Here is a 20,583-nt window from a genome sequence, read left to right as displayed (position 1 = left end):
TGGCAGAATCGTTCAATGCCAAAATTAAACTTTTCCGAGCTAATCTAAGAGGAGTGGCAGACAAGAAGTTCTTCCTATTCAGAATTGCAAATCTATACGCATATCCCCACTGATTTTCTACTGAGCCCATATACATTCAATTCTTACAAAGAAATGCATTGCAAAAAGGGATTTCCTAAATGGAAATCCCTTTTTTGCGGTGCGTACGAGACTCGAACTCGTGACCTCCTGCGTGACAGGCAGGCATTCTAACCAACTGAACTAACGCACCAAAATTTACATACTCAAGAAAACGGAACTGCGGTGCGTACGAGACTCGAACTCGTGACCTCCTGCGTGACAGGCAGGCATTCTAACCAACTGAACTAACGCACCTTTTTACGGATATCAGCTGCCATTTCCTTTTAGCGAGTGCAAAGTTAGTAAATAAATTTGTAGTTTCCAAGAGAAGAGCCTGTTTTTTATAAAAAAAATTGCATTATTACCGCATCATTGTATTTACCATGATGGAAAAACCAATCTTTCAATATGACTGTCTCCTGAAACCCCACAAGGCTTAAACATCTTAACGAACTCGTATTTGAGACATCGACAAACGCATAGACTTGTCGCAAATGCAATGTATTCTTGGTATAATCGAGAACTTTTCTGATAGCAGAATATCCATAGCCTTGTCCTCGATATTCGTTAAGGATAATAAAGCCTAATTCAGCACGTTGATGCATGGGTTCAAAATTCACGATATCCATCACTCCCACTGTCTCTTGATTATCATTCTCAATAATCAGTCGAACCTGACCATCCAAATAGATATCATTGCTCGCATCGGCTATATAATTAAACAATGTATATCTGCTATAGGGAACATTGCTTGAGCAGACATTCCAAACCTCGTCTTCGTTCTCTATCTTATACAGCAAATCTAAATCTTCAGGCTCCATGGCACGAAGTTTGATCGATTTAACAGGTTTATCCATAGGTAAAAACTTCTTGCGATGTTATGAACTTTCCGGAGTGTTTGTCAAATGTTCCGATGTAAACATTATCAATGGGCTTTTTGTGAAACAACTCCAATATTTCTTCAAAGGAATAAGCATGCACATCGTACATTATATAATTAGGTTTATCGCTACTAAACAGATGTGAAAAATCATGATGACCATTGGGTAATTCAACATCATCTCCTTCTACGAACTGAGCCGACAATCCTCTGTTTAACGCCATTTTCTTGGTCTTTTCCAGGAAGTCAGCTCTTCCCAAAAAAATATAGTTTGCCATCATGTTCTTTGAAGGGCGGAAAAATCCAAGCGACTTTACTGTCTTGTTGTACAGCATGGCGAACAACGACCCTAAAGCCTTTAAATAAATAGCTGTCTTTATGGGAATACTGAGAAAGGCACTCATCCCGGCGTAGTGTTTACGAAAGAATATCAGCATGGCATCATAAAAGACGTGCACGTATTTAAAGCTCGATCGCTGTGTGCTTTCACCCTTATAATGCAAAATGGAAACCGGCAAATACCAATTCTCAAAGCCTCCTTTGAGTAGTCGATAACTAAGGTCAATGTCTTCACCGTACATAAAGAAAGTTTCATCCAAAAGACCTATTTTATTTAATGCGGAACGGCGTAGTAAACAAAACGCGCCACTGACAACCTCGACTTTTCCCGGTTCATCCCATGGCATGCCTCCCATGTAATAATGCCCAAATCGTGGATGCTCCGGATAACGCTTACAAAAGCCCATCATCTTGTAAAAAGCGACCATCGGCGATGGGAGACCACGTCGGCTCTCCATGGCTTTCGTACCATCGGAATTAAGCATGCGTACACCTAAGGCACCACCATGAGGATGATTAGCCATGAAAGTCAATGATTTATGTATCACCGACTCGCCCACGACCGTATCCGGGTTAAGTAATAAAACATATTCCCCCATGCTTTGCCGTATGGCTAAATTGTTGGCTCTCGCAAAACCTAAATTATGTGTAGAGGAAATACATTTTACCATTGGGAAATTATCCACAAGATATGCCACAGAGCCATCGTGAGAATGATTGTCCACCACTATTATTTCATGGTCAATCCCCTCAACAGCCCTAAGGACACTCGCCAAGCATTGTCCCAAATAGTATTTTACATTATAATTAACTATGATAATGCTCAATGTCATATACGCTCCACTTCATTTGTATCTTTTTGCTCACCAAGGAGATGTATCTCTTCCTCGCATCTGTTTTTACTCGGATAGATGAATGATAGGGACACGAGTAGTACAACCGCCATGTAAAAGAAACTTGTCTCTTCACCGTATAAATAATAAAACAGCACATTCAAGACCATGGGCAAACAAATCATCAACATCCGTAGAGATGACCAACGGCAATAGGCGGTAGCCGCTATTGTGTTCTTTCTTTTTAAAGATTTTCTCACCCCACCCAACTTTAACAAATACAAAGCTAATGGGATGAAAAGCAAAGTAATGAGTTGCATGACGATTTCAACAACAAACAATGACGCGTTGCCCATCATCGATCCCGGTAACAACCACCCTGACTCGTACAACAACACAATGATTACAACCATTATTAAAGCAGCACATAGCTCAAGAATTAAAAATCTTCTTACCTTTTCCATCCGTCGCGTCAATAATCAAAATCTATTCTGTTTAAGATGCTTCGTCCCAAGGTTATCTCGTCGGTGTATTCCAACTCATCGCCTATTGAAATGCCACGTGCGATAACCGTAATTTTAACAGGGTTGCCTTTCAATTTACGGGAAATGTAAAAATTAGTGGTATCGCCTTCCATCGTACTGGAAAGAGCCAAAATAATTTCGCGGATATCCCCGGATTTGACACGTTCCACCAAAGAGTCAATCTCCAAGTCGTTAGGACCTAAACCATCAATGGGTGATATAACTCCCCCAAGTACATGATACAATCCGTTATATTGTTGAGTATTCTCAATAGCCATAACGTCTTGCACATTTTCCACAACACAGATGGTATTCCTATCTCTTCGGGAATTAGAGCAAATATCACAAATATCGCTGTCGGAAATATTATGACAAACCGAACAATATTTAATCTCATGACGCATACGAGAAACCGCACGCGAGAATTCATCCACCTCATCAACGGATTGACGAAGCAGGTGCAAGACAAATCTTAAAGCGGTCTTCCTGCCCACTCCAGGCAGTTTTGAGAATTCATCAACTGCTTTTTCAAGCAACTGAGAAGGAAATTGTTGCATGAGAAAAAAGACCTACTTCTTAATCATCGAAAAGATAAATTCCAATACCTATCTTAAAGCCAATGGTGGAGTAATCTGAATTTTTAAAAGAATGATCATAATAAATCGCCGGTTCAATGGTCACCGATCGATTAATAAAGTAAGCATAGCCCACTTCTACTCCCGGCATGGCATCATTATAACTATGGTTCGCGTGCAGGAACTTGCAACCCGCACCCAGATAAAGCCCATTTTGAGTGATATAATAGCGAGCACCTGCACCGACCACGATATGATCGGCTACGGCGTCAGAACCATTATGCTCTGCGCTGAACGTACCTAAGAGCATCACATCGTCCCAAGCGAAATAGCCGGCTCTGGCTTCCAAACCGACATTAAATTTATCTTGACCATTGTAATGAAGGTTTAAGCCGGTGGCAGATGCCCCTAAATATGCTTTACCTTCATGGAATTGGGCGTTTGCCCCTAAAGTTAAAAGTAATGCTGTAGCCAGCATCATTATTTTCTTCTTCATATACTTTATTATTATATTCTCTTAAACCGATATTTTTAAAGGTTGAATCACCGTTTTCGCTTTTATTTCCCTTCCGACAAACGGATGGAAAAATAAGGCAATAAAAACTTTATATATTAGAAATTTCTGACAAAGGTAGTTGAAATATTTGAATTACAAAAATTATTAACTATCTTTGTAAACTTAATTACAAACAACACGCTCATTCCAACTATATATACACATTTTTATGTTAAGAAGATTATTGCTACTTGTTATAACTTTTTTGGCAATCAGCTGCTATTCACAATATTACGATAACCAAACAACTTACAACATCAGTGCTATGCCCAAACGGGAAGTAAGGGCGGTATGGCTGACGACACTTGGAAATCTTGACTGGCCCAAAACTTTTGCGACTTCTGAATACGGAGTCGAACGACAGAAAAGAGAACTTATCTACATGCTCAATCAATATCAGAAGGCAAATATCAACACTGTCTTATTACAAACAAGGGTTAGAGCAGCAACCATTTACCCCTCCAATATCGAACCATGGGATGAGTGTATCACCGGCAAAGCTGGACAAGCACCACCCTATGGCTATGACCCACTAAAATTCGCAGTGGAAGAATGTCATAAACGAGGCATGGAAATTCATGCGTGGATAGCGGCTGTCCCGGTTGGTGCTTCTAAATCATTGGGATGCCGACAGATGAAGAGTAAAGGATTTGACATCAGAGGCTTCTCGTCCGGCTCATACGTAAACCCCTCAGATCCTAAAATTGCAGAATATTTGGCTGACATCTGTGCAGAGATAACTCGTAACTACGATATTGACGGAATTAATCTCGATTACATAAGATACCCAGACGGATGGAGAAGTCCAACATATAGAAACGGCGACACACCGAACAACAGAAGAGAAAACATTACCAGAATTGTAAAAGCCGTACACGATAAAGTGAAAGCAATAAAACCATGGGTGAAAATATCATGTTCCCCCATCGGAAAGTATTCCGATCTTTCGCGCTACTCGTCAAAGAACTACAACGCAAGGGACAGAGTGTCTCAAGAGGCGCAAGCATGGGTAAAGGCAGGAATAATGGATCAGCTCTATCCCATGCAGTATTTCCTTGGGAATAATTACTACCCCTACTGCGCTGATTGGATGGAAAATTCCAATAATAAAGATATCATCTCAGGGTTAGGAACTTATTTCTTAGATCCACGGGAAGGCAAGTGGACTCTAAGCGATATCAGTAGGCAAATGTATGTTAGTCGGTCCTTGGGAATGGGACATGCCCATTTTCGTTCCTCATTTTTATTAAACAACCGAGAGGGAATTTTTAGCTTTGAAAAATATTTCAATGCATACCCGGCACTAACGCCTGCTATGACATGGCAAAGTAAATCTCTTCCAAATGTTCCTATACTGAAGAAAGATATTGATTTCATCACTTACACAACGAATAACGACGCAATTATTAATTGGCAAGGAAACGCACCTTATTATAATATATATATAGACACAAACTATCCAGTGGATATCACGAATTCAAGAAATCTGGTGATTTCCAGATACGATGGAACTTCATTCAGGCACAGCAATGCGCACGTCAAAAAAATATATTATGCCATTACCGCAATGGATCGGTTTGGCAACGAAAGTGCTCCACTTCAAGCAACAGCGAAACCTTCAGAAAAGAAAAAATTATTGGACAATAATGGCGCTGAACTCGAACTACCGAACGAATGTCAAGAAAACGATTTTAAATATTACACCATCGAGTCATTGGAAGGCGTGGTTTTACGAAAAATATTCGCAGACTATTCAAATGCAAGAACCATAGGAATATACATGCTTCCACAAGGTGTTTATTCCATTAGAGGACACAAGTCAAAACACAAAACTGGTAGCAGAATAGGTTTCTTCGCAATTAAAAAATAACATGAAAATTTTTAACAAGAAAGCAATTTTTATCAACTTCCTAAATTACTGCTAATCAACAACTTAAAAATCGCTATTTAAAAGCTAAGCAATTGCATCGCAATAGCTTAGCTTTTGCGTTTCATTTGCTAAGCTTTTACAATTCAAAAGGTAAGCTTTATAAACACAATCATAGAAAACAATTGACATTCCAAAAACTACCACCAACAGATTAACATTTCCAACCATTGAAAAGATGTAGCGAACAGATCCACCTACGAAATAAGCTATTGGAATACTTTTACGTTAGACAAAGCTATATTAACCTATTCGCATATTCTGATTTTGATAACTTCGCCAACAATAAAAAAGAAATGATGTCATTCTATTCTATTAAAAATAGAAACGATATGTAAATATATCTTAATAATTGAATTTTCTTGCAGGATTGTTTGTTCATGAAAAATTAAGATTGTAAGTTTGCACATAGATATGAAAATACCTAAACGGAAAGATTTATTTTTTAATTAAAAACTATGGAAAAGAAAACGGTTGTAACAGGCGTTATAGGTGCTGACGCTCATGCTGTAGGTAACAAAATCATTGCCTTTGCGTTAGAGCAGCACAATTATAACGTTGTCAATCTTGGTGTAATGGTGTCGCAAGAGGAGTATATATCCGCAGCAATTGAAACGAAAGCAGATGCTATTTTAGTTTCATCCATGTATGGTCATGGAGAAATAGACTGTCAGGGATTTCGTCAGAAATGCGATGAAGCAGGTTTGCAAGGCATTCCAATCTTCGTAGGAGGAAATCTTGTTGTGGGCAAACAGAACTTTGAAGACGTTGAGAAGAGATTTTTGGCAATGGGGTTCACGAAAGTATATCCTCCCGGAACCGACATTGAAGTTTCCATCAAAGACCTTGATAAAGTTTTAGGAAAGGAAAATTAATGAAATACTTGACAGTGGACTTTGGCAGCACTTATACAAAGCTCACGGCGATAGATTCCGAAGCGAGAAAGGTGCTGGGTACTGCGTCTGCGTTCACAACCATTGAAACGGATGTGATGGAAGGTTTTCGCAACGGCATGCGAAACTTAGAGGAGAAAATCGGAAAATTTGAATACGAAAGGCTTCTCTGTTGCAGCAGTGCAGCCGGTGGTTTGAAAATGGTCGCTTTAGGATTGGTTCCGGAGCTAACAGCAAAAGCTGCGAAAATGGCAGCCTCAAGTGCAGGAGCAAAAGTTGTGAAAACCTACTCGTTCGAGATTTCACAGGCGGAACAAGAGGAAATATACCAAATAAACCCCGACTTGGTTTTACTTTGTGGTGGAACAGATGGAGGGAACAAAGAGGTCATTCTTGCTAACGCAAAACGACTTTGCCAAATCGACCGTAACTTTTCTATTATCGCGGCAGGCAATAAAACAGCCTCCTACGAACTGGAAGAGATATTTAAGCATTCTGACAAGAAATGTGTAATCACGGAAAACGTGATGCCACAATTCAACGTTATCAACATCAATCCCGCAAAACAAAAAATCAAGGAGCTTTTCATTAGCCGAATCATCGAAGCCAAAGGTCTTACAAAGGTTCAGAAGATGAGCGGTTATGACATAATCCCCACTCCGTTGGCTGTATTAACCGGCTGCGAGCTTTTAAGTAAGGGAAACGGAAGAGACGAAGGAATAGGCGATTTAATGGCTGTGGATTTAGGTGGAGCGACCACCGACATTTATTCCATGGCGAAAGGTCAGCCCACCATCGGCGATGTAGTTACCAAGGGGTTACCCGAGCCTTACAGTAAGCGCACCGTTGAGGGGGATTTGGGCATGAGGTATAGTCTCACCGCTATGGCAGACGAGATTGACATGGAGCTCTTCTCAGATGAATTAGGAATAGAGCAGAAAAAAATAGAAGAGTGGATTGACAAATGTGCCAATAGTCCCGCTACCCTACCCGCTAACGAGGAAGAAGCGAGAATTGAACAAGGACTGGCACGTAACGCCGTGAAAGTTGCCGTGGAACGCCACTGCGGTTATTTTGAACCGGCATACACTCCCATGGGACAGGTATTTACACTTACGGGAAAAGACTTATCCGAAGTTCCATACGTAGTAGGAATTGGCGGTTCGATTATTAACAACTCCAATCCTGAAAAAATTCTTAGTGGAGCCGCGAAAGCAGCATCAAAAGATCCCATGTTTGCCAAACCGAAACATCCACAATATATGCTTGACAAGAAATACATCTTCGCGTCAATGGGATTGCTAAGCGCATTTGAACCCAAGTTGGCATTGTCAATATTGAAAAAGGAAATAACGAAAATTTAACATTTACAATCATTCTAATCGCGATGGAATTAAAGAATCAGAAACTAAGTAATGACGTGTTCTTCAAAGAACGGGAAGAGGTCTTGAGCCAATGGGAGACCGGTAAAGACGTGGATTTTGACGAAGCAGTAGAATACCAAAAAACCATCCCTGCCGAAAAGCATTTCTGCGCTAAGTTGCAGAAAGCAAAAGAAAACGGGGACACCCTAATTCAGCCTCGTGCAGGCGTGGCTCTCTATCAAGAGCACATAAAGTTGTTGCAATTCCTCGAAGAAGAGGGAGGAGCCGACTTGCTACCATCAACAATTGATAGTTACACGCGTTTGAACAGATACAACGAGTGCCAAATAGGTATAGACAAAAGTTTTGAAACAGGTCGGTCCATGCTGAATGGTTTTCCGGCAGTAAACTATGGTGTTAATATCTGTCGGCAAGTAACATCGGCAGTAAAAAGTCCGGTTCAGGTAAGGCACGGAACCCCCGATGCTCGCTTATTGACGGAAATAGCGATTGCCGGTGGATTTACATCCTATGAAGGTGGCGGTATTTCTTATAATATCCCTTATTCCAAGAATCACCCGATTGACAAAGTAATTCGTTACTGGCAATATACCGACCGACTCTGCGGATTGTACGAAGAAGCCGGCGTATCAATCAATCGTGAACCCTTCGGTCCTTTAACCGGTACGCTCATCCCTCCTTGCATCTCCAACGCCGTAGCGGTAATCGAGGCAGTATTGGCAGCCACACAAGGAGTAAAAGACTTAACAGTGGGCTACGGACAATGTGGCAACTTAATTCAAGACGTTGCTGCCATCCGCTCTCTTGACATCATGACAAGAAAATATCTTGATAAATTCGGATATAAAGATGCCAGAGTAACTACTGTATTCCACCAATGGATGGGTGGTTTCCCACAAGACGAAGCAAAAGCATTCGGCGTAATCTCATGGGGTTCCGCAGCAGGAGCATTAGCAAAGGCTACCAAGGTAATCGTTAAGACACCGCATGAGGCCATGGGTATTCCAACTAAAGAAGCTAATGCAGCCGGATTGCGCGCTACCAAGCAGGTGATAAATATGTTGAAAGACCAAAACTTCCGCGAAATCCCGGCGGTGGTAGAGGAGAGCGAAATCATCATGCAAGAAATGGACTGCATCCTCAATAAGGTTGAGGAACTTGGCAAAGGCGACTGGGCTGTTGGAACTTGTGCTGCAGTTGAGGCAGGAGTAATCGACATCCCATTTGCCCCCAACAAGTACAATGCAGGCAAGGTTCTGCCGGCACGCGACAACCAAGGTGCTATTCGTCTTCTAAATATGGGCAATATGCCTTTCACCGATGATTTGGTAATGTTCCACAGACAAAAGCTCGAAGAGCGTGCTAAAGCAGAAAATCGTCCCGTTAGCTTCCAAATGGTTATCGACGACGTCTATGCTATCGGTAAAGGACACCTTGTAGGACGCCCGAGAGACAATAATAACTAAAAGGCTTTCCCCGGCTTTGCAAACGCAAAGCATGGGGAATGTCAGCATATCAAAGAAGGATAAATTTATCCTGACATTGAGTTTTCAATAACATCTACAATATTAAATTATATTTCAAATTATGAAAATTAAGAAAGTTGTATGCGCTCCCGGCAAAACGGGTTTCTTCTTTGATGACCAAAAGGCCATCAAGGCTGGCGCCAAGAACGATGGTGCTTTCTATGAAGGAAAGCCACTAACACCCGGTTTCAAAGCTGTTAGACAAGCCGGTGAGTCAATCAGTGTAATGTTCATCCTCGAGAATGGAGCAATTGCACATGGCGATTGTGCTGCAGTACAATATTCAGGCGCAGGTGGTCGCGACCCATTGTTCCTTGCCGCGGATTTCATTCCCGTTATCGAAAAGGAAATTGCACCACTGTATGAAGGAAAGGAAATCACTTCGTTCCGTGAAATGGCCGACCTCGTTGATAAAAAAATAAGCGCAAACGGTAAGAAATACCACACAGCAATTCGCTATGGTGTTACACAAGCATGTCTTGATGCAGTTGCCAAGAGCCAATCAAAATTGATGGCAGAGGTCATTGCCGAAGAGTATGGCACAACGATTTCAAAGACCATGATCCCAATCTTTTCACAATCTGGCGACGACCGCTACTTGAATGCTGACAAGATGATCATGAAACAAGCTGAAGTATTACCACACGCCTTGTTCAACCACGTTGAAACAAAGGTTGGTTTGAAAGGCGAAAAGATTAAGGAGTACATTGAATGGCTGCGCGAGCGCATTATCAAGTTCCGCCCCACAGAAAATTATAAGCCAACCATTCACATCGACGTTTATGGTACTTTAGGACTTGTATTCAACAACGACTTTGAAGCCATTGCAAAGTATATCGGAGAAGTTGCCGAAGTGGCAAAACCTTTCCATCTGCGTGTTGAAGGTCCTGTAGATATGGGCGAGCGCGAAGCTCAAATCGAAGCTTTGGCAGCAATTCGCTCGGCTATGGAACGTGAAGGCATTGAAGCTGAAATCGTAGCTGACGAATGGTGCAACACATTGGAAGACATCATTGCTTTCTCTGAAAAGAAAGCCGGGCATATGGCACAAATCAAGACACCTGATCTTGGTGGTATTAACAATGCTATCGAAGCTGTTCTCTACTGCAAGCAACACGGCATGGGAGCATACCTCGGTGGTACATGCAACGAAACCAATCGCTCTGCGGAGGTTTGTGCAAACATTGCCATGGCAACGTCTCCTGTTCAGTATCTCGCAAAACCGGGTATGGGTGTTGACGAAGGCTACATGATTGTATATAACGAAATGAGCAGAATCTTAGCTCTGACTAAGTAATCAAAAAAAAGATTGACGAGTTAGCAAGTCTGCTGTAGTTTGTTATTTGCTTTTAATTAGCTAACAAGCAGCATACTTGCCAACTCGTTTACTTGTAATCTAAAAACATTAAAATTAGCAAAAATGGAAGAAATAAGAATACTTTCCACTACAGCGATATTGGGTTATGGTTTCCCAATGGAATCGTTTGAAGAGGGAATGAAGCGCAAACCACATGTCATAGCTGTTGATGCCGGTTCAACCGATCCGGGTCCATACTACCTGGGCGCGGGTAAATCGTTTACCGATCGTAACTCTGTTAAACGCGATTTGGAAATTATGATTCCTGCCGGCGTAGAGGCAAAAGTTCCTGTTATCGTTGGTACAGCCGGCGGTAGCGGTGCACATCCTCATGTAGAGTTCGTTTTGGACATCATTCGCGAGATTGCGAAGGAGAAGAAACTCTCTTTCAAAATGGCAGTGATTGAATCTGAATTTGAAAAAGATTTCATCAAGGAAGAACTTCGCAACGGAAAAATTACTCCACTTGCTCCGGCTAAACCTATCCAAGAAAAGGATGTTGATGAGGCCATCCACATCGTGGCACAAATTGGAGAAGAGCCCTATATCAAGGCCTTGGAATCAGGTGCAGATGTCATTATCGCAGGACGCTCTTACGATCCTTCCGTGTTTGCTGCACTCCCCATCAAGGAAGGATTCCCCAAAGGATTGGCAATTCATCTTGGTAAGATTCTTGAGTGCGCTGCTATCTGCGCCTTGCCGGGAAGCGGTAGCGACTGTATGTTTGGCTATCTCCACAAGGATGATTTCGTATTGGAGCCACTTTCATCGGCACGCAAATGTACCACGCTTTCCATCGCCGGTCATACGTTATACGAAAAGACCAATCCATACGTATTGCCCGGTCCAGGCGGTGCCATCAATCTTCACGAAGCTAAATTCGAACAGGTGGACGACAACAAGGTTCGCGTATCCGGAAGTAAGTTCGTTCCTACGGACAAATACTATGTGAAGTTGGAAGGTGTACGCCGTGTAGGATATCGCACGATGTCGCCTGCTGCCTGCAAAGACCCTATCATGATTTCCAAGATTGACGAAATCATCAAGAGTGTTCGCGAGCGCGTTGAGAATAACTTTGAGAAGTTCGGTATCACTGATTTCTTCCTTGACTTCAAAATCTATGGTAAGAAAGGTGTGATGGCAATGTTCAAGGGCGCAGAAGAGTCTCACTCTGATGAGTTGCTCATTATCATTGAGGCTGTAGCTGAAACTCAAGAAATAGCAAATACAATTTGCAGTTTCGCACGAAGCACCATGCTCCACTTCGGCTACGAAGGACGTTATTCTACATCCGGCAACCTCGCTTTCCCATTCTCACCTTCAGACTGCAAGATGGGCGAAGTATTCGAGTTCAATATTTATCATCTCTTGGAAGTTAAAGATCCGACAAGTCTCTTCCCAATTGAGTATGTAAACTTTGAAAACGGAGAATGCAAGTAATCAACAAAAAGAAGAAATAATCATGGCAAAATATAAATTAATAGATGTATCTTCTGTAATTCGCAGTAAGAACTCAGGACCTTATGAACTTACTTTCGATGTCATCTTCAAAGACTTCGACATTTACAATAAGGTAAAAGATGCAAAAATCTTCAATGAGGAGATGTTCTGCAACTTATATCATATACAGAAAGAAGACATTATCAATATTGTACACTTTGACCCGGCTAAAGCCATTAAAGTAACAATCGTTCGTCCAATCCCATCGGGTTCGTTAGGCGAAACTGACGTGTATGGAGCTCAGCAGCATACACCATTGATGAAGTTCGCTTTTGAACTGTAAGCATCCAAACAAGTTGATAAGTTGGCAAGTCCGCGGTTTTCTTGCACACACCGCAAATGGTGTAACGAAAGTCCACGAAAACTTGTAAACTTATCAACTTGTTTTTTTCATTCATGTATCATGTTGCCAACATGGTTTTGGCATATTCAAACAAACAAGACACAACCCAAACTCCCTCTCAGCATGATTAATCATATTCAGCAATATCTTATTTCAACCCAATATTTTGCCCCTCGTGGTAAAGAACGACTTATCATTCTCGGCGACCACATATCTCAACGACACCTTTTATTCACCGATCGGTTGATTGGAATAGTAGGAGATGCCGGTTCCGGAAAGTCATCATTAATAAAAGGTATGTTTCCCGGATTGGAACTTGCCAATGACGATGATGTCATCAATCCAAGAAAGATAATGGTTCTGCGTGAAGCCATTGCATTGGGAGAAGTAAAAGAATCGTCCTCTTTCCATCTTGATGTTCGTTTCCTTATGGGATTTTTGCAAATGTGGGAGATAGCGGAGTTCGTGAAAACCCTGCTGAAACATAACAAACGTGTCATCATAGAGCATTTCAATCTACTTCATCAAGCTTTGGGCAGAAATGCCGATTTGCTGGTGGGAATAGGAGAAGAGATTATCGTGGCACGCCCCAGTATGTTCGGTCCGTTGCCGGAGAGTATTTATGAGATTGTTCATGAATCCCTAAAATACAGAAAGATGGCGCATAGTGCCGAAGAAATTACACGTTATGTATTGGAGGACAGGTACGGAATATATCAGGACAGTTATTTCTTTTCAGATATTCGCAACGGTTTCGTTATGAAATTCTACAACAAGGAAGAGTTTGATATTTCTGAATTGGAGGCTGATGTCAAGGAAGTTATCGGGAAGAGTTTGCCTGTTGCCTACTATGATGAAGAACACATCACCATCGGGGATCGCGTTGTTGAATGTGGCGGTCCACGCTTGCAAGTAAGAAACACGTCGGAGATAACCGATTTTTCGCTTGTAAAAGAACTGATGTTTGACAATGATACCAAGACCTATTGCCTTATAGGCATTGTGGATAAGAATTGCGAAAATATTGAAAACAGAAATACTCAGTATTTCCTTACAAGAGACATTTAAATGAGAGAGATAGAAGCATCAAAAATTACGGAGTTAGTAGAAAAACTTTGTATAGAAGCATGTTACGTTTTGGCTGACGACATTTATTCAAAACTTGTTGTTTGTTCTAAAGCCGAAAAGTCTCCGCTGGCGAAGAAGATCATCGGGACAATCGTTAAGAACGCTGATATTGCCAAAACAGAAAGAAGTCCGATGTGCCAAGACACCGGCATGACAGTAGTGTTTGTGAAAATGGGACAAGATGTCCACGTAACGGGTGGATTTATTGAAGACGCCGTCAATCAAGGCGTAAGGCAGGGTTACAGCAAAGGGTATCTTCGCAAATCCGTTGTGAAAGATCCTCTTGACAGGGTGAACACCACCGACAACACTCCTGCCATCATTCACTATGAAATCGTTCCCGGCAAGAAATTTCACATAACGGTGGCTCCAAAGGGATTTGGAAGCGAAAATAAGAGTGGACTAAAAATGCTCACGCCGAGCGATGGTGTGCCGGGCATAAAGAAGTTCGTCATCGACACTATTTTCCATGCCGGCGGAAATCCCTGTCCCCCGATCATCGTAGGCATCGGTATTGGAGGAACAATGGAACGTGCTGCCTATCTGAGTAAGAAAGCACTTTTGCGTCCCGTGGGCAGTGTAAGTGATAATGAACAAGTGGCACGCTTGGAAAAAGAGCTCCTTGAGGAGATTAATAAACTCGGTATCGGACCTTGCGGATTTGGAGGAACAACGACAGCCTTGGCAGTGAACATCTTGACCAATGCCACTCATATTGCCGGCTTACCGGTTTCCGTAAATATTGGTTGCCATGCTACAAGGCATGCAGAAGGTGATTTGTAATTATTAGACTTAGAACATTATGGAAGAACAGAAAAGAATACTAACAGCCCCTTTCACGGACGAGAAGATAAAATCATTAAAAGCCGGTGATATGGTTTTCATCTCGGGCACGATATATACAGCAAGAGATGCTGCCCATAAACGACTTTGCGAAATGCTCAAAGCAGGCGAGCCGATGCCTTTTGACTTTAAGGGACAAGTTGTCTATTATGCCGGGCCATGTCCTGCCAAGCCCGGTCAGCCCATTGGGTCGGTAGGTCCCACGACCGGTGGCAGAATGGACGCCTACTCTCCCACCCTTATCAAGGAGGGATTACGCGTCATGATAGGGAAAGGGTCGCGAAGCGAAGAAGTGATCGATGCGCTCAAAAAGCACACCGGAGTTTATTTCGCTGCCATTGGCGGGGCTGCTGCTCTTATGGCGAAAGCCGTGAAGGAAGCGGAAGTCATCGCTTTTCCCGAGCTTGGCACTGAAGCGATACGCAAACTCAGAGTGGAGGAATTGCCCGTCATCGTGGCAATAGACCATGAGGGCAACGATATGTATAAATTGGGCGTTGCTCAATATAGACAGGAGTAAATGAAAGTGGGGTAAATGTGGCGGAGTGATTATCACCGATGATGCGATGCCACATTTACCTTTTCGGTATCTGCCAAAATATTAAAACCTTTTCCACATGAATAAAAAAGTATTTTTTCTAACCACGATTTTTCTTTTCTATCTTACTTCGGGCTATGCCTGCACAGCTGCCGTCGTAACCGGAAAAGTTACTGCCGACGGACGTCCTCTGCTTTGGAAAGTAAGAGACACCGATAATTTGCAAAACAGCATAAAGTTTTTTAACGGAACCAAGTATAATTTCTTTGGGATTGTCGATTGTAACGCTCGCAGCAATGAGGAAATTTGGATGGGTACCAATACCGCCGGCTTTTCCATCATGAACACACAGTCGTTTAACTTAGAGGAAACAATCAATGGTGTAGAGCCGGGCGATAAGAACGGAAACTTCATGTTCAGAGCCCTTAATGTTTGTGCCACGGTGGATGAGCTGAAGAACTTTCTCGACACGACCAGTCTCAAAGGTTTGTGTGCAAACTTTGGCGTAATCGATGCGAGAGGCGGCGCGGGGTGGTTTGAAGTAAGCACTCGCGGCTACAAGTTTTTTGATGCCAACGACCCTGCCATTGCACCCCACGGCTACATTGCACGCACAAACTTCAGCTTCACCGGTCCGGAACACAAGGGGTTGGGTTATGTCAGATACAGAACCGATGACGAAGCCCTTGCCGGAGCTGCCCAAAGCAAATCCATCGCTCCGGATTGGATTTTTACGTCATTGGCACGCTCATTTGTTAATCCACAACTCGGCATCGACCTCCGCGACGGCAATCACAATAAGCCCAAAACTGCGGGATGGTTTATCGATCAGGATTTCATTTCTCGCAGCGGTACGGCATGTTCCGCCATCATTCAAGGCGTACGGATCAACGAGAATCCTGAACTTACCACCCTATGGACGGTATTAGGTTATCCGCCGGTAAGCGTGGCGTTTCCCTTCTGGTTAAAAGACGCCGATACCCTTCTGCCATCCTTATACACGAGCAAGCCCAAAGAAGTTGTTACCCTCTTTGGTAAAAAAGTGGACAAGCTGAAAGAACAAGTCTATGCTTTCCATGAAGGCATTGGTTCAGACCGTTATTTCTATTGGGAGGCGCTCTACAATAAAGATGGGAATGGCATCATGCAGCAATTGGCTCCGGTAGAGAAAGAAATCTTCAGAATGACCAATGAAACGAGAGACAAATGGTATAAAAATGGAAAGATAAAAAGTTCGGAATTAAAAACACTATACGACAATCTTTCCGAATATGTCTCGCAAAGCTATCAACGATTGTTCAATTTATAAGCTCCAAATCAGGAAGACCACACAAAGACGGCTGATATTGTATGCTTCCGATAAGCTCTTGTCTTGTCAGAGTGCGAACAACCGTTCACTTCCCACCCATGGAACGTTTATATTCCACCCATGGAACGTTCACATTCCACCCATGGAACATTCATGTTCCTCCCATGGAACGTCAGCGTTCCACGAGAGGGATATTTCCGTTCCACGAGAGGAAACATTATCGCACGTGCTATTTTCGGCGAGGCGGCTTGATATAGTGCTCTTCAAAAGCCAGGAATTCTGGTTCCACCCCCTGCCCTGCCTCGGCAAAAACCTTGCGGATGTATGCTTGGTCATCGGGCGAAATGACCTCGTCGCCACGGCGCATACGTCCTATCAACGCATATCCGAAGTGGCTTTCCAACCTTTCATGTATCGCGTCCTGAGCATCGCTCGTGAGCGCACCGTAACGCCAGCGCATGCCACGAGCAAAACGTCGCAGTTCCCACCGGTGAAACACCGGACAATGGTCGTAGCCCCCTGCCTTTTCGATGATCCGCGGGTTGGCGATGGAAAGGAAGAATCTGTCCTGCTCCATCTCGCGCCGTGCGTTGTGCCAAAGCGTACATTCCTCATGGCGGGGACATTGAGGCGTGTAGCAAATATCGTATTCCATTTCTGATTGAAATTTAGTTCTTTGTTCCTACAACACGTGAATGCGTTTGTAGATTTCGTCGTCGCTCCGGTCGCAGAATTGTTTGAACCTCTCACTGATAATATCTGTCAAAAGAAGAAATAAGGTCGGAATACCGAAAGAGATGTTATCCGACCTTATTTCTCATACAATTCTGTTTTCCCACATCATTCCTTTTCCAATTCTGCGAGCCAATCTGTGGCCATGGCATCGGAGGGCATTCGCCAGTCGCCTCGTGGCGAGAGACTGACAACCGATGTCTTTGGCGCATCGGGCAGGCAGGAACGCTTGAATTGATGTTTGAAGAAGCGTTCAATAAATACTTTCAGCCACTTCTTGATAACTTCATTTGTATATACCCCCGCAAAGGCAGATTGAGCGAGGAATATAATCTTAGAAGGGCGGAAACCATAACGGAGAACATAATAAAGGAAGAAATCATGAAGTTCGTATGGGCCCACGATATCTTCAGTCTTCTGCTCAATCTCGCCCGCTTCATTTGCAGGGAGGAGTTCCGGAGAAATGGGCGTGTTGATAACATCTATCAAGCAGGTGCTGATGTCCTCGTTGTTCTCGTTGTTGGCATAATATCTAATCAAATCTTTGATAGTGGTCTTCGGTGCTCCCGCATTTACAGCATACATGCTCATGTGGTCGCCATTATAGGTGCACCACCCCAACGCCAATTCGCTCATGTCGCCTGTCCCCACAACAAATCCATTGCACTTATTACTCAAGTCCATTAAGATTTGCGTTCTTTCACGTGCCTGTGCATTCTCATACGTCGAGTCCTGAAGACTTAAATCATGTTCAAGATCTTTCAAGTGCTGAATGACAGAAGAGGTGATGTTGATTTCTTTCATCGTGATGCCCAATTCTTCCATGAGTTTGACGGCATTTTGATAAGTGCGCGCAGAAGTTCCAAACCCCGGCATGGTAACTCCCAAAATGCCTTTCCGGTCGTAGCCTAAACGGTCGAAAGCTCTTACACAGACAAGTAGCGCAAGGGTGGAGTCTAATCCGCCACTAACGCCCAAAACAACATTCTTGCTATGTGTATGCACCAACCTGCGGACAAGTCCAAACACCTGTGCATTGAACATCTCGTGACAGGCCGCATTCTTGTCAGCTCGTTCCGGCATAAAGGGGTGTGGGTCTATATGACGCGAGAGTACAAAGTCTTTCTCCGGATTATTGGGTGCGCCACATTTAATGGTATCCTTAATATTGAACGAAACATTAAGTCCCAACGGCTCTGTGCCGAGTGTGCGTTGAGCACCGCAGAAGGTGGTATTGTTGCGACGCTCACTTCGCAAACGATCGATGTCTATTTCAGCCACACGCAGTTGCGGCTCCAAACTGAAACGTTCGGAATGTGCCACCAAATTGCCACTCTCGTAGATTATGGCATTCCCGGCATTAACTATATCCTGGGTACTCTCGCCAAATCCACAACTGCTATATACGTAAGCCGCCATGAGGCGTGCGCTGTGCTGCATCAGCATTTCGTTAAGGTATTGATGCTTTCCGAACAACTCGTCAGTGGCCGACAAGTTGAATAGTATTTCAGCTCCTGCCAATGCAAGATAGCTGCTGGGAGCTATGGGAGCCCAAACATCCTCACATATTTCACATCCAAATTTCACACCACTGACCGTCTCGAAGATTTGCATTTCATTGGAAACCCGGATTGTTTGTCCTGCATAATGAATTTGCGTGGGATGTAAGTCTTTTGCGGAGGCAAACCAGCGTTTCTCATAGAACTCGTCATAGTTTGGCAAATAAGTTTTAGGGACTATGCCCAAAATCTTCCCTTGTTGGATGACGATGGCGCAATTTAAGGTTAAAGGTCCCACACTTACCGGAGCACCCACAACGGATATAATGTCTAATTGTCGTGTGAAGGCCAATAACATTAACACGGCGTGCTCTGCATTTTCAAGTAGAAGTTGTTGACGGAACAAATCCTGACAGGAATAACTTGTCAGCGAGAGTTCCGGAAATGCTATGATTTCTACACCTTTACCTTCAGCAATTGCTATCTGTTCTTCGATAGCTTCAAGATTAAATTTTGTGTCAGCGACTCGAACTGCCGGGATGGCTGCTGCCACTTTGATAAATCCATGTTTCATCGCATATAGTATTTAGGTTGTTATAGTAACTTGTGTTGCACCATATCCATATTCTCGAAATGATGCGTCTTGGTATTGATATTTTTTATATTTATAGTTTAACTCATGAATTAAGGCGTGTCTGAGAACGCCTTCTCCTTTTCCATGAATAAAGACAATCTTCTGACCGTTTTTATTCTTATATTGTTCCAGAATATTCCGGAAAACCTGAAGTTGATACTCCAAGATGTCATGCGCCGACATACCGGTTGTTGTTTCCAACAATTCATTGGCATGCAAATCTACAACAATTTTATCATTTTTCAGCAATTGTTTCGTACTATGTGTCCTTATTTGTCTCTTATCAGCTGTTTTTATGATTTTATTGCTTGTTGATGATGGTTTTGTTTCTATTTCTTCAGTATGACTACTTTGTAATTTAATGAATGTTTTATGCTTCTTTCCACTCAATCCGGGTAAAACTTTATCCTTGCCGGGTAAAGAAAACAAGATAGCAGGCGAGTCGAAAAAATCATTCTCAACAAAGGAATTTCTCTTGTAGAACTTGGTCCCATCCAAATGTATTTTTGTGTCAATGGTCGGTTGCAACTCAAAGCGTTTGTCCGGTTTGTAAGCAAAAATTTGTATGCTTATATCTTCTAAGTCATTCAGGTCGGAATAAAAAAAATCTTCAAGAAGCAATTTAGTGTTAGGGTCGATATGTCCGGTCGTTTTACACATCCATAGGTCTCCATCTTTTACGGCATAAGCATAATAAGCATGGTAATTGGAATCGTTCACCAAATAGGTGGAGAAATCAGTATTTGAAAGGTTGTTGAACGACTTGGGAAGAAAAGCCAAAAATAGTAGAAGCTCATCACCACCTTCGCGTTCATTCGTTGGATAGGAGACTTTTGTGGGTGATACGAAATCACAACTATCCTCCATTTCCTGAGACTCATTATCAAGGTCTGAATTATCCGTCAAGCGTGCTTTAATGGATTTAAACTCATTGGCATCCTTTTCGTGATTGGCTTTTTCGATGTTCTTAATTTTTGATTCCAACATTTCGTCATCGGGAATAACAACTATATCGTTAATCGGTGTCGGAATTTCAAAACCATCAGCATCTTCCACCAATACGATATTTTTATTTTGAAAGCCGGAAATTCTTCCGCCTCCCACTTCACTTAAAAATCTAACCTTATCTCCTATTTTCATTG

General features: G+C 42.7%; 20 protein-coding genes and 2 tRNA genes. 12 read left to right on the top strand and 10 right to left on the bottom strand.

The features are described from left to right. Nucleotides 1–197 precede the first annotated feature (197 nt). From E0E16_RS03325 to E0E16_RS03295, 7 genes are all read right to left on the bottom strand, one after another. Nucleotides 198–271: transfer RNA gene (locus tag E0E16_RS03325), tRNA-Asp, on the bottom strand. Nucleotides 272–301: 30 nt separating this feature from the next. After that, nucleotides 302–375: transfer RNA gene (locus E0E16_RS03320), tRNA-Asp, on the bottom strand. An 86-nt stretch (nt 376–461) separates the two neighbouring features. Continuing rightward, nucleotides 462–977: a GNAT family N-acetyltransferase gene (locus E0E16_RS03315; RefSeq protein WP_130828812.1), complete on the bottom strand. Its 516-nt coding sequence runs from the start codon at nt 975–977 to the stop codon at nt 462–464. Next, entirely contained in the window at nt 970–2,172 is a 1,203-nt protein-coding gene (locus tag E0E16_RS03310; RefSeq protein ID WP_130828811.1) for a glycosyltransferase family 2 protein, read from the bottom strand. Before E0E16_RS03310 ends, E0E16_RS03315 begins: the two co-directional genes overlap by 8 nt. Then, nucleotides 2,169–2,636 carry a hypothetical protein gene (locus E0E16_RS03305; protein WP_130828810.1) on the bottom strand — a complete coding sequence of 156 codons (468 nt, stop codon included), beginning with the start codon at nt 2,634–2,636 and terminating at the stop codon, nt 2,169–2,171. The genes E0E16_RS03310 and E0E16_RS03305 overlap by 4 nt, the downstream gene beginning before the upstream one ends. Nucleotides 2,637–2,644: 8 nt before the next feature. Next, the gene (gene recR, locus E0E16_RS03300) at nt 2,645–3,253 is read right to left on the bottom strand and encodes a recombination mediator RecR (RefSeq protein WP_130828809.1); all 609 of its coding nucleotides are present in this window, start codon (nt 3,251–3,253) and stop codon (nt 2,645–2,647) included. 19 nt (nt 3,254–3,272) lie between these two features. Continuing rightward, on the bottom strand, nt 3,273–3,767 hold the full coding sequence (locus E0E16_RS03295) for a hypothetical protein (RefSeq protein ID WP_130828808.1): 495 nt from the start codon (nt 3,765–3,767) through the stop codon (nt 3,273–3,275). A gap of 229 nt (nt 3,768–3,996) precedes the next feature. On the opposite strand from E0E16_RS03295, the gene E0E16_RS03290 reads away from it, so the two are divergent. From E0E16_RS03290 to E0E16_RS14190, 12 genes are all read left to right on the top strand, one after another. After that, nucleotides 3,997–5,697 carry a glycoside hydrolase family 10-like protein gene (locus E0E16_RS03290; protein ID WP_181951316.1) on the top strand — a complete coding sequence of 567 codons (1,701 nt, stop codon included), beginning with the start codon at nt 3,997–3,999 and terminating at the stop codon, nt 5,695–5,697. 515 nt (nt 5,698–6,212) lie between these two features. Continuing rightward, complete coding sequence (glmS, locus tag E0E16_RS03285) at nt 6,213–6,629, top strand: methylaspartate mutase subunit S (protein WP_130828806.1); 417 nt, start codon at nt 6,213–6,215, stop codon at nt 6,627–6,629. Beyond that, nucleotides 6,629–8,011 carry a methylaspartate mutase accessory protein GlmL gene (gene glmL / locus E0E16_RS03280; RefSeq protein WP_130828805.1) on the top strand — a complete coding sequence of 461 codons (1,383 nt, stop codon included), beginning with the start codon at nt 6,629–6,631 and terminating at the stop codon, nt 8,009–8,011. The genes glmS and glmL overlap by 1 nt, the downstream gene beginning before the upstream one ends. A 23-nt stretch (nt 8,012–8,034) precedes the next feature. Beyond that, nucleotides 8,035–9,498, top strand: a complete 1,464-nt coding sequence (locus E0E16_RS03275; RefSeq protein ID WP_130828804.1) for a methylaspartate mutase subunit E — start codon at nt 8,035–8,037, stop codon at nt 9,496–9,498. A gap of 121 nt (nt 9,499–9,619) precedes the next feature. Next, the gene (locus E0E16_RS03270; protein WP_130828803.1) at nt 9,620–10,855 is read left to right on the top strand and encodes a methylaspartate ammonia-lyase; all 1,236 of its coding nucleotides are present in this window, start codon (nt 9,620–9,622) and stop codon (nt 10,853–10,855) included. Nucleotides 10,856–10,978: 123 nt separating this feature from the next. Then, nucleotides 10,979–12,355 (top strand): acyclic terpene utilization AtuA family protein, encoded by a 1,377-nt coding sequence (locus E0E16_RS03265; protein ID WP_130828802.1) that lies wholly within the window; start codon nt 10,979–10,981, stop codon nt 12,353–12,355. 22 nt (nt 12,356–12,377) lie between these two features. Beyond that, complete coding sequence (locus E0E16_RS03260) at nt 12,378–12,698, top strand: DUF4387 domain-containing protein (RefSeq protein ID WP_130828801.1); 321 nt, start codon at nt 12,378–12,380, stop codon at nt 12,696–12,698. A 183-nt stretch (nt 12,699–12,881) separates the two neighbouring features. Further along, on the top strand, nt 12,882–13,826 hold the full coding sequence (locus E0E16_RS03255) for a P-loop NTPase family protein (RefSeq protein WP_130828800.1): 945 nt from the start codon (nt 12,882–12,884) through the stop codon (nt 13,824–13,826). Beyond that, the gene (locus E0E16_RS03250; RefSeq protein WP_130828799.1) at nt 13,827–14,669 is read left to right on the top strand and encodes a fumarate hydratase; all 843 of its coding nucleotides are present in this window, start codon (nt 13,827–13,829) and stop codon (nt 14,667–14,669) included. A 19-nt stretch (nt 14,670–14,688) separates the two neighbouring features. Then, on the top strand, nt 14,689–15,249 hold the full coding sequence (locus tag E0E16_RS03245; RefSeq protein WP_130828798.1) for a Fe-S-containing hydro-lyase: 561 nt from the start codon (nt 14,689–14,691) through the stop codon (nt 15,247–15,249). A gap of 97 nt (nt 15,250–15,346) precedes the next feature. Beyond that, nucleotides 15,347–16,576, top strand: a complete 1,230-nt coding sequence (locus E0E16_RS03240; RefSeq protein ID WP_240048132.1) for a hypothetical protein — start codon at nt 15,347–15,349, stop codon at nt 16,574–16,576. Between the two features lie 120 nt (nt 16,577–16,696). Beyond that, nucleotides 16,697–16,828, top strand: a complete 132-nt coding sequence (locus tag E0E16_RS14190; RefSeq protein ID WP_255418101.1) for a hypothetical protein — start codon at nt 16,697–16,699, stop codon at nt 16,826–16,828. Here the strand turns inward: E0E16_RS14190 and E0E16_RS03235 are convergent. From E0E16_RS03235 to E0E16_RS03225, 3 genes are all read right to left on the bottom strand, one after another. Next, nucleotides 16,806–17,231, bottom strand: coding sequence for a DUF6078 family protein (locus E0E16_RS03235; RefSeq protein ID WP_130828797.1), 426 nt, complete (start codon nt 17,229–17,231; stop codon nt 16,806–16,808). The genes E0E16_RS14190 and E0E16_RS03235 overlap by 23 nt on opposite strands. Before the next feature lie 185 nt (nt 17,232–17,416). Continuing rightward, nucleotides 17,417–19,381: an NAD(+) synthase gene (locus E0E16_RS03230; protein WP_130828796.1), complete on the bottom strand. Its 1,965-nt coding sequence runs from the start codon at nt 19,379–19,381 to the stop codon at nt 17,417–17,419. 12 nt (nt 19,382–19,393) lie between these two features. After that, the gene (locus E0E16_RS03225) at nt 19,394–20,581 is read right to left on the bottom strand and encodes a DUF2027 domain-containing protein (RefSeq protein ID WP_130828795.1); all 1,188 of its coding nucleotides are present in this window, start codon (nt 20,579–20,581) and stop codon (nt 19,394–19,396) included. Nucleotides 20,582–20,583: the final 2 nt, after the last annotated feature.

Source organism: Prevotella rectalis, assembly GCF_900607215.1.
Classification (GTDB): domain Bacteria; phylum Bacteroidota; class Bacteroidia; order Bacteroidales; family Bacteroidaceae; genus Prevotella; species Prevotella brunnea.
The sequence above is the reverse complement of the archived record's forward strand: the minus strand, read 5'-3'. Positions and strand labels throughout refer to the sequence as shown.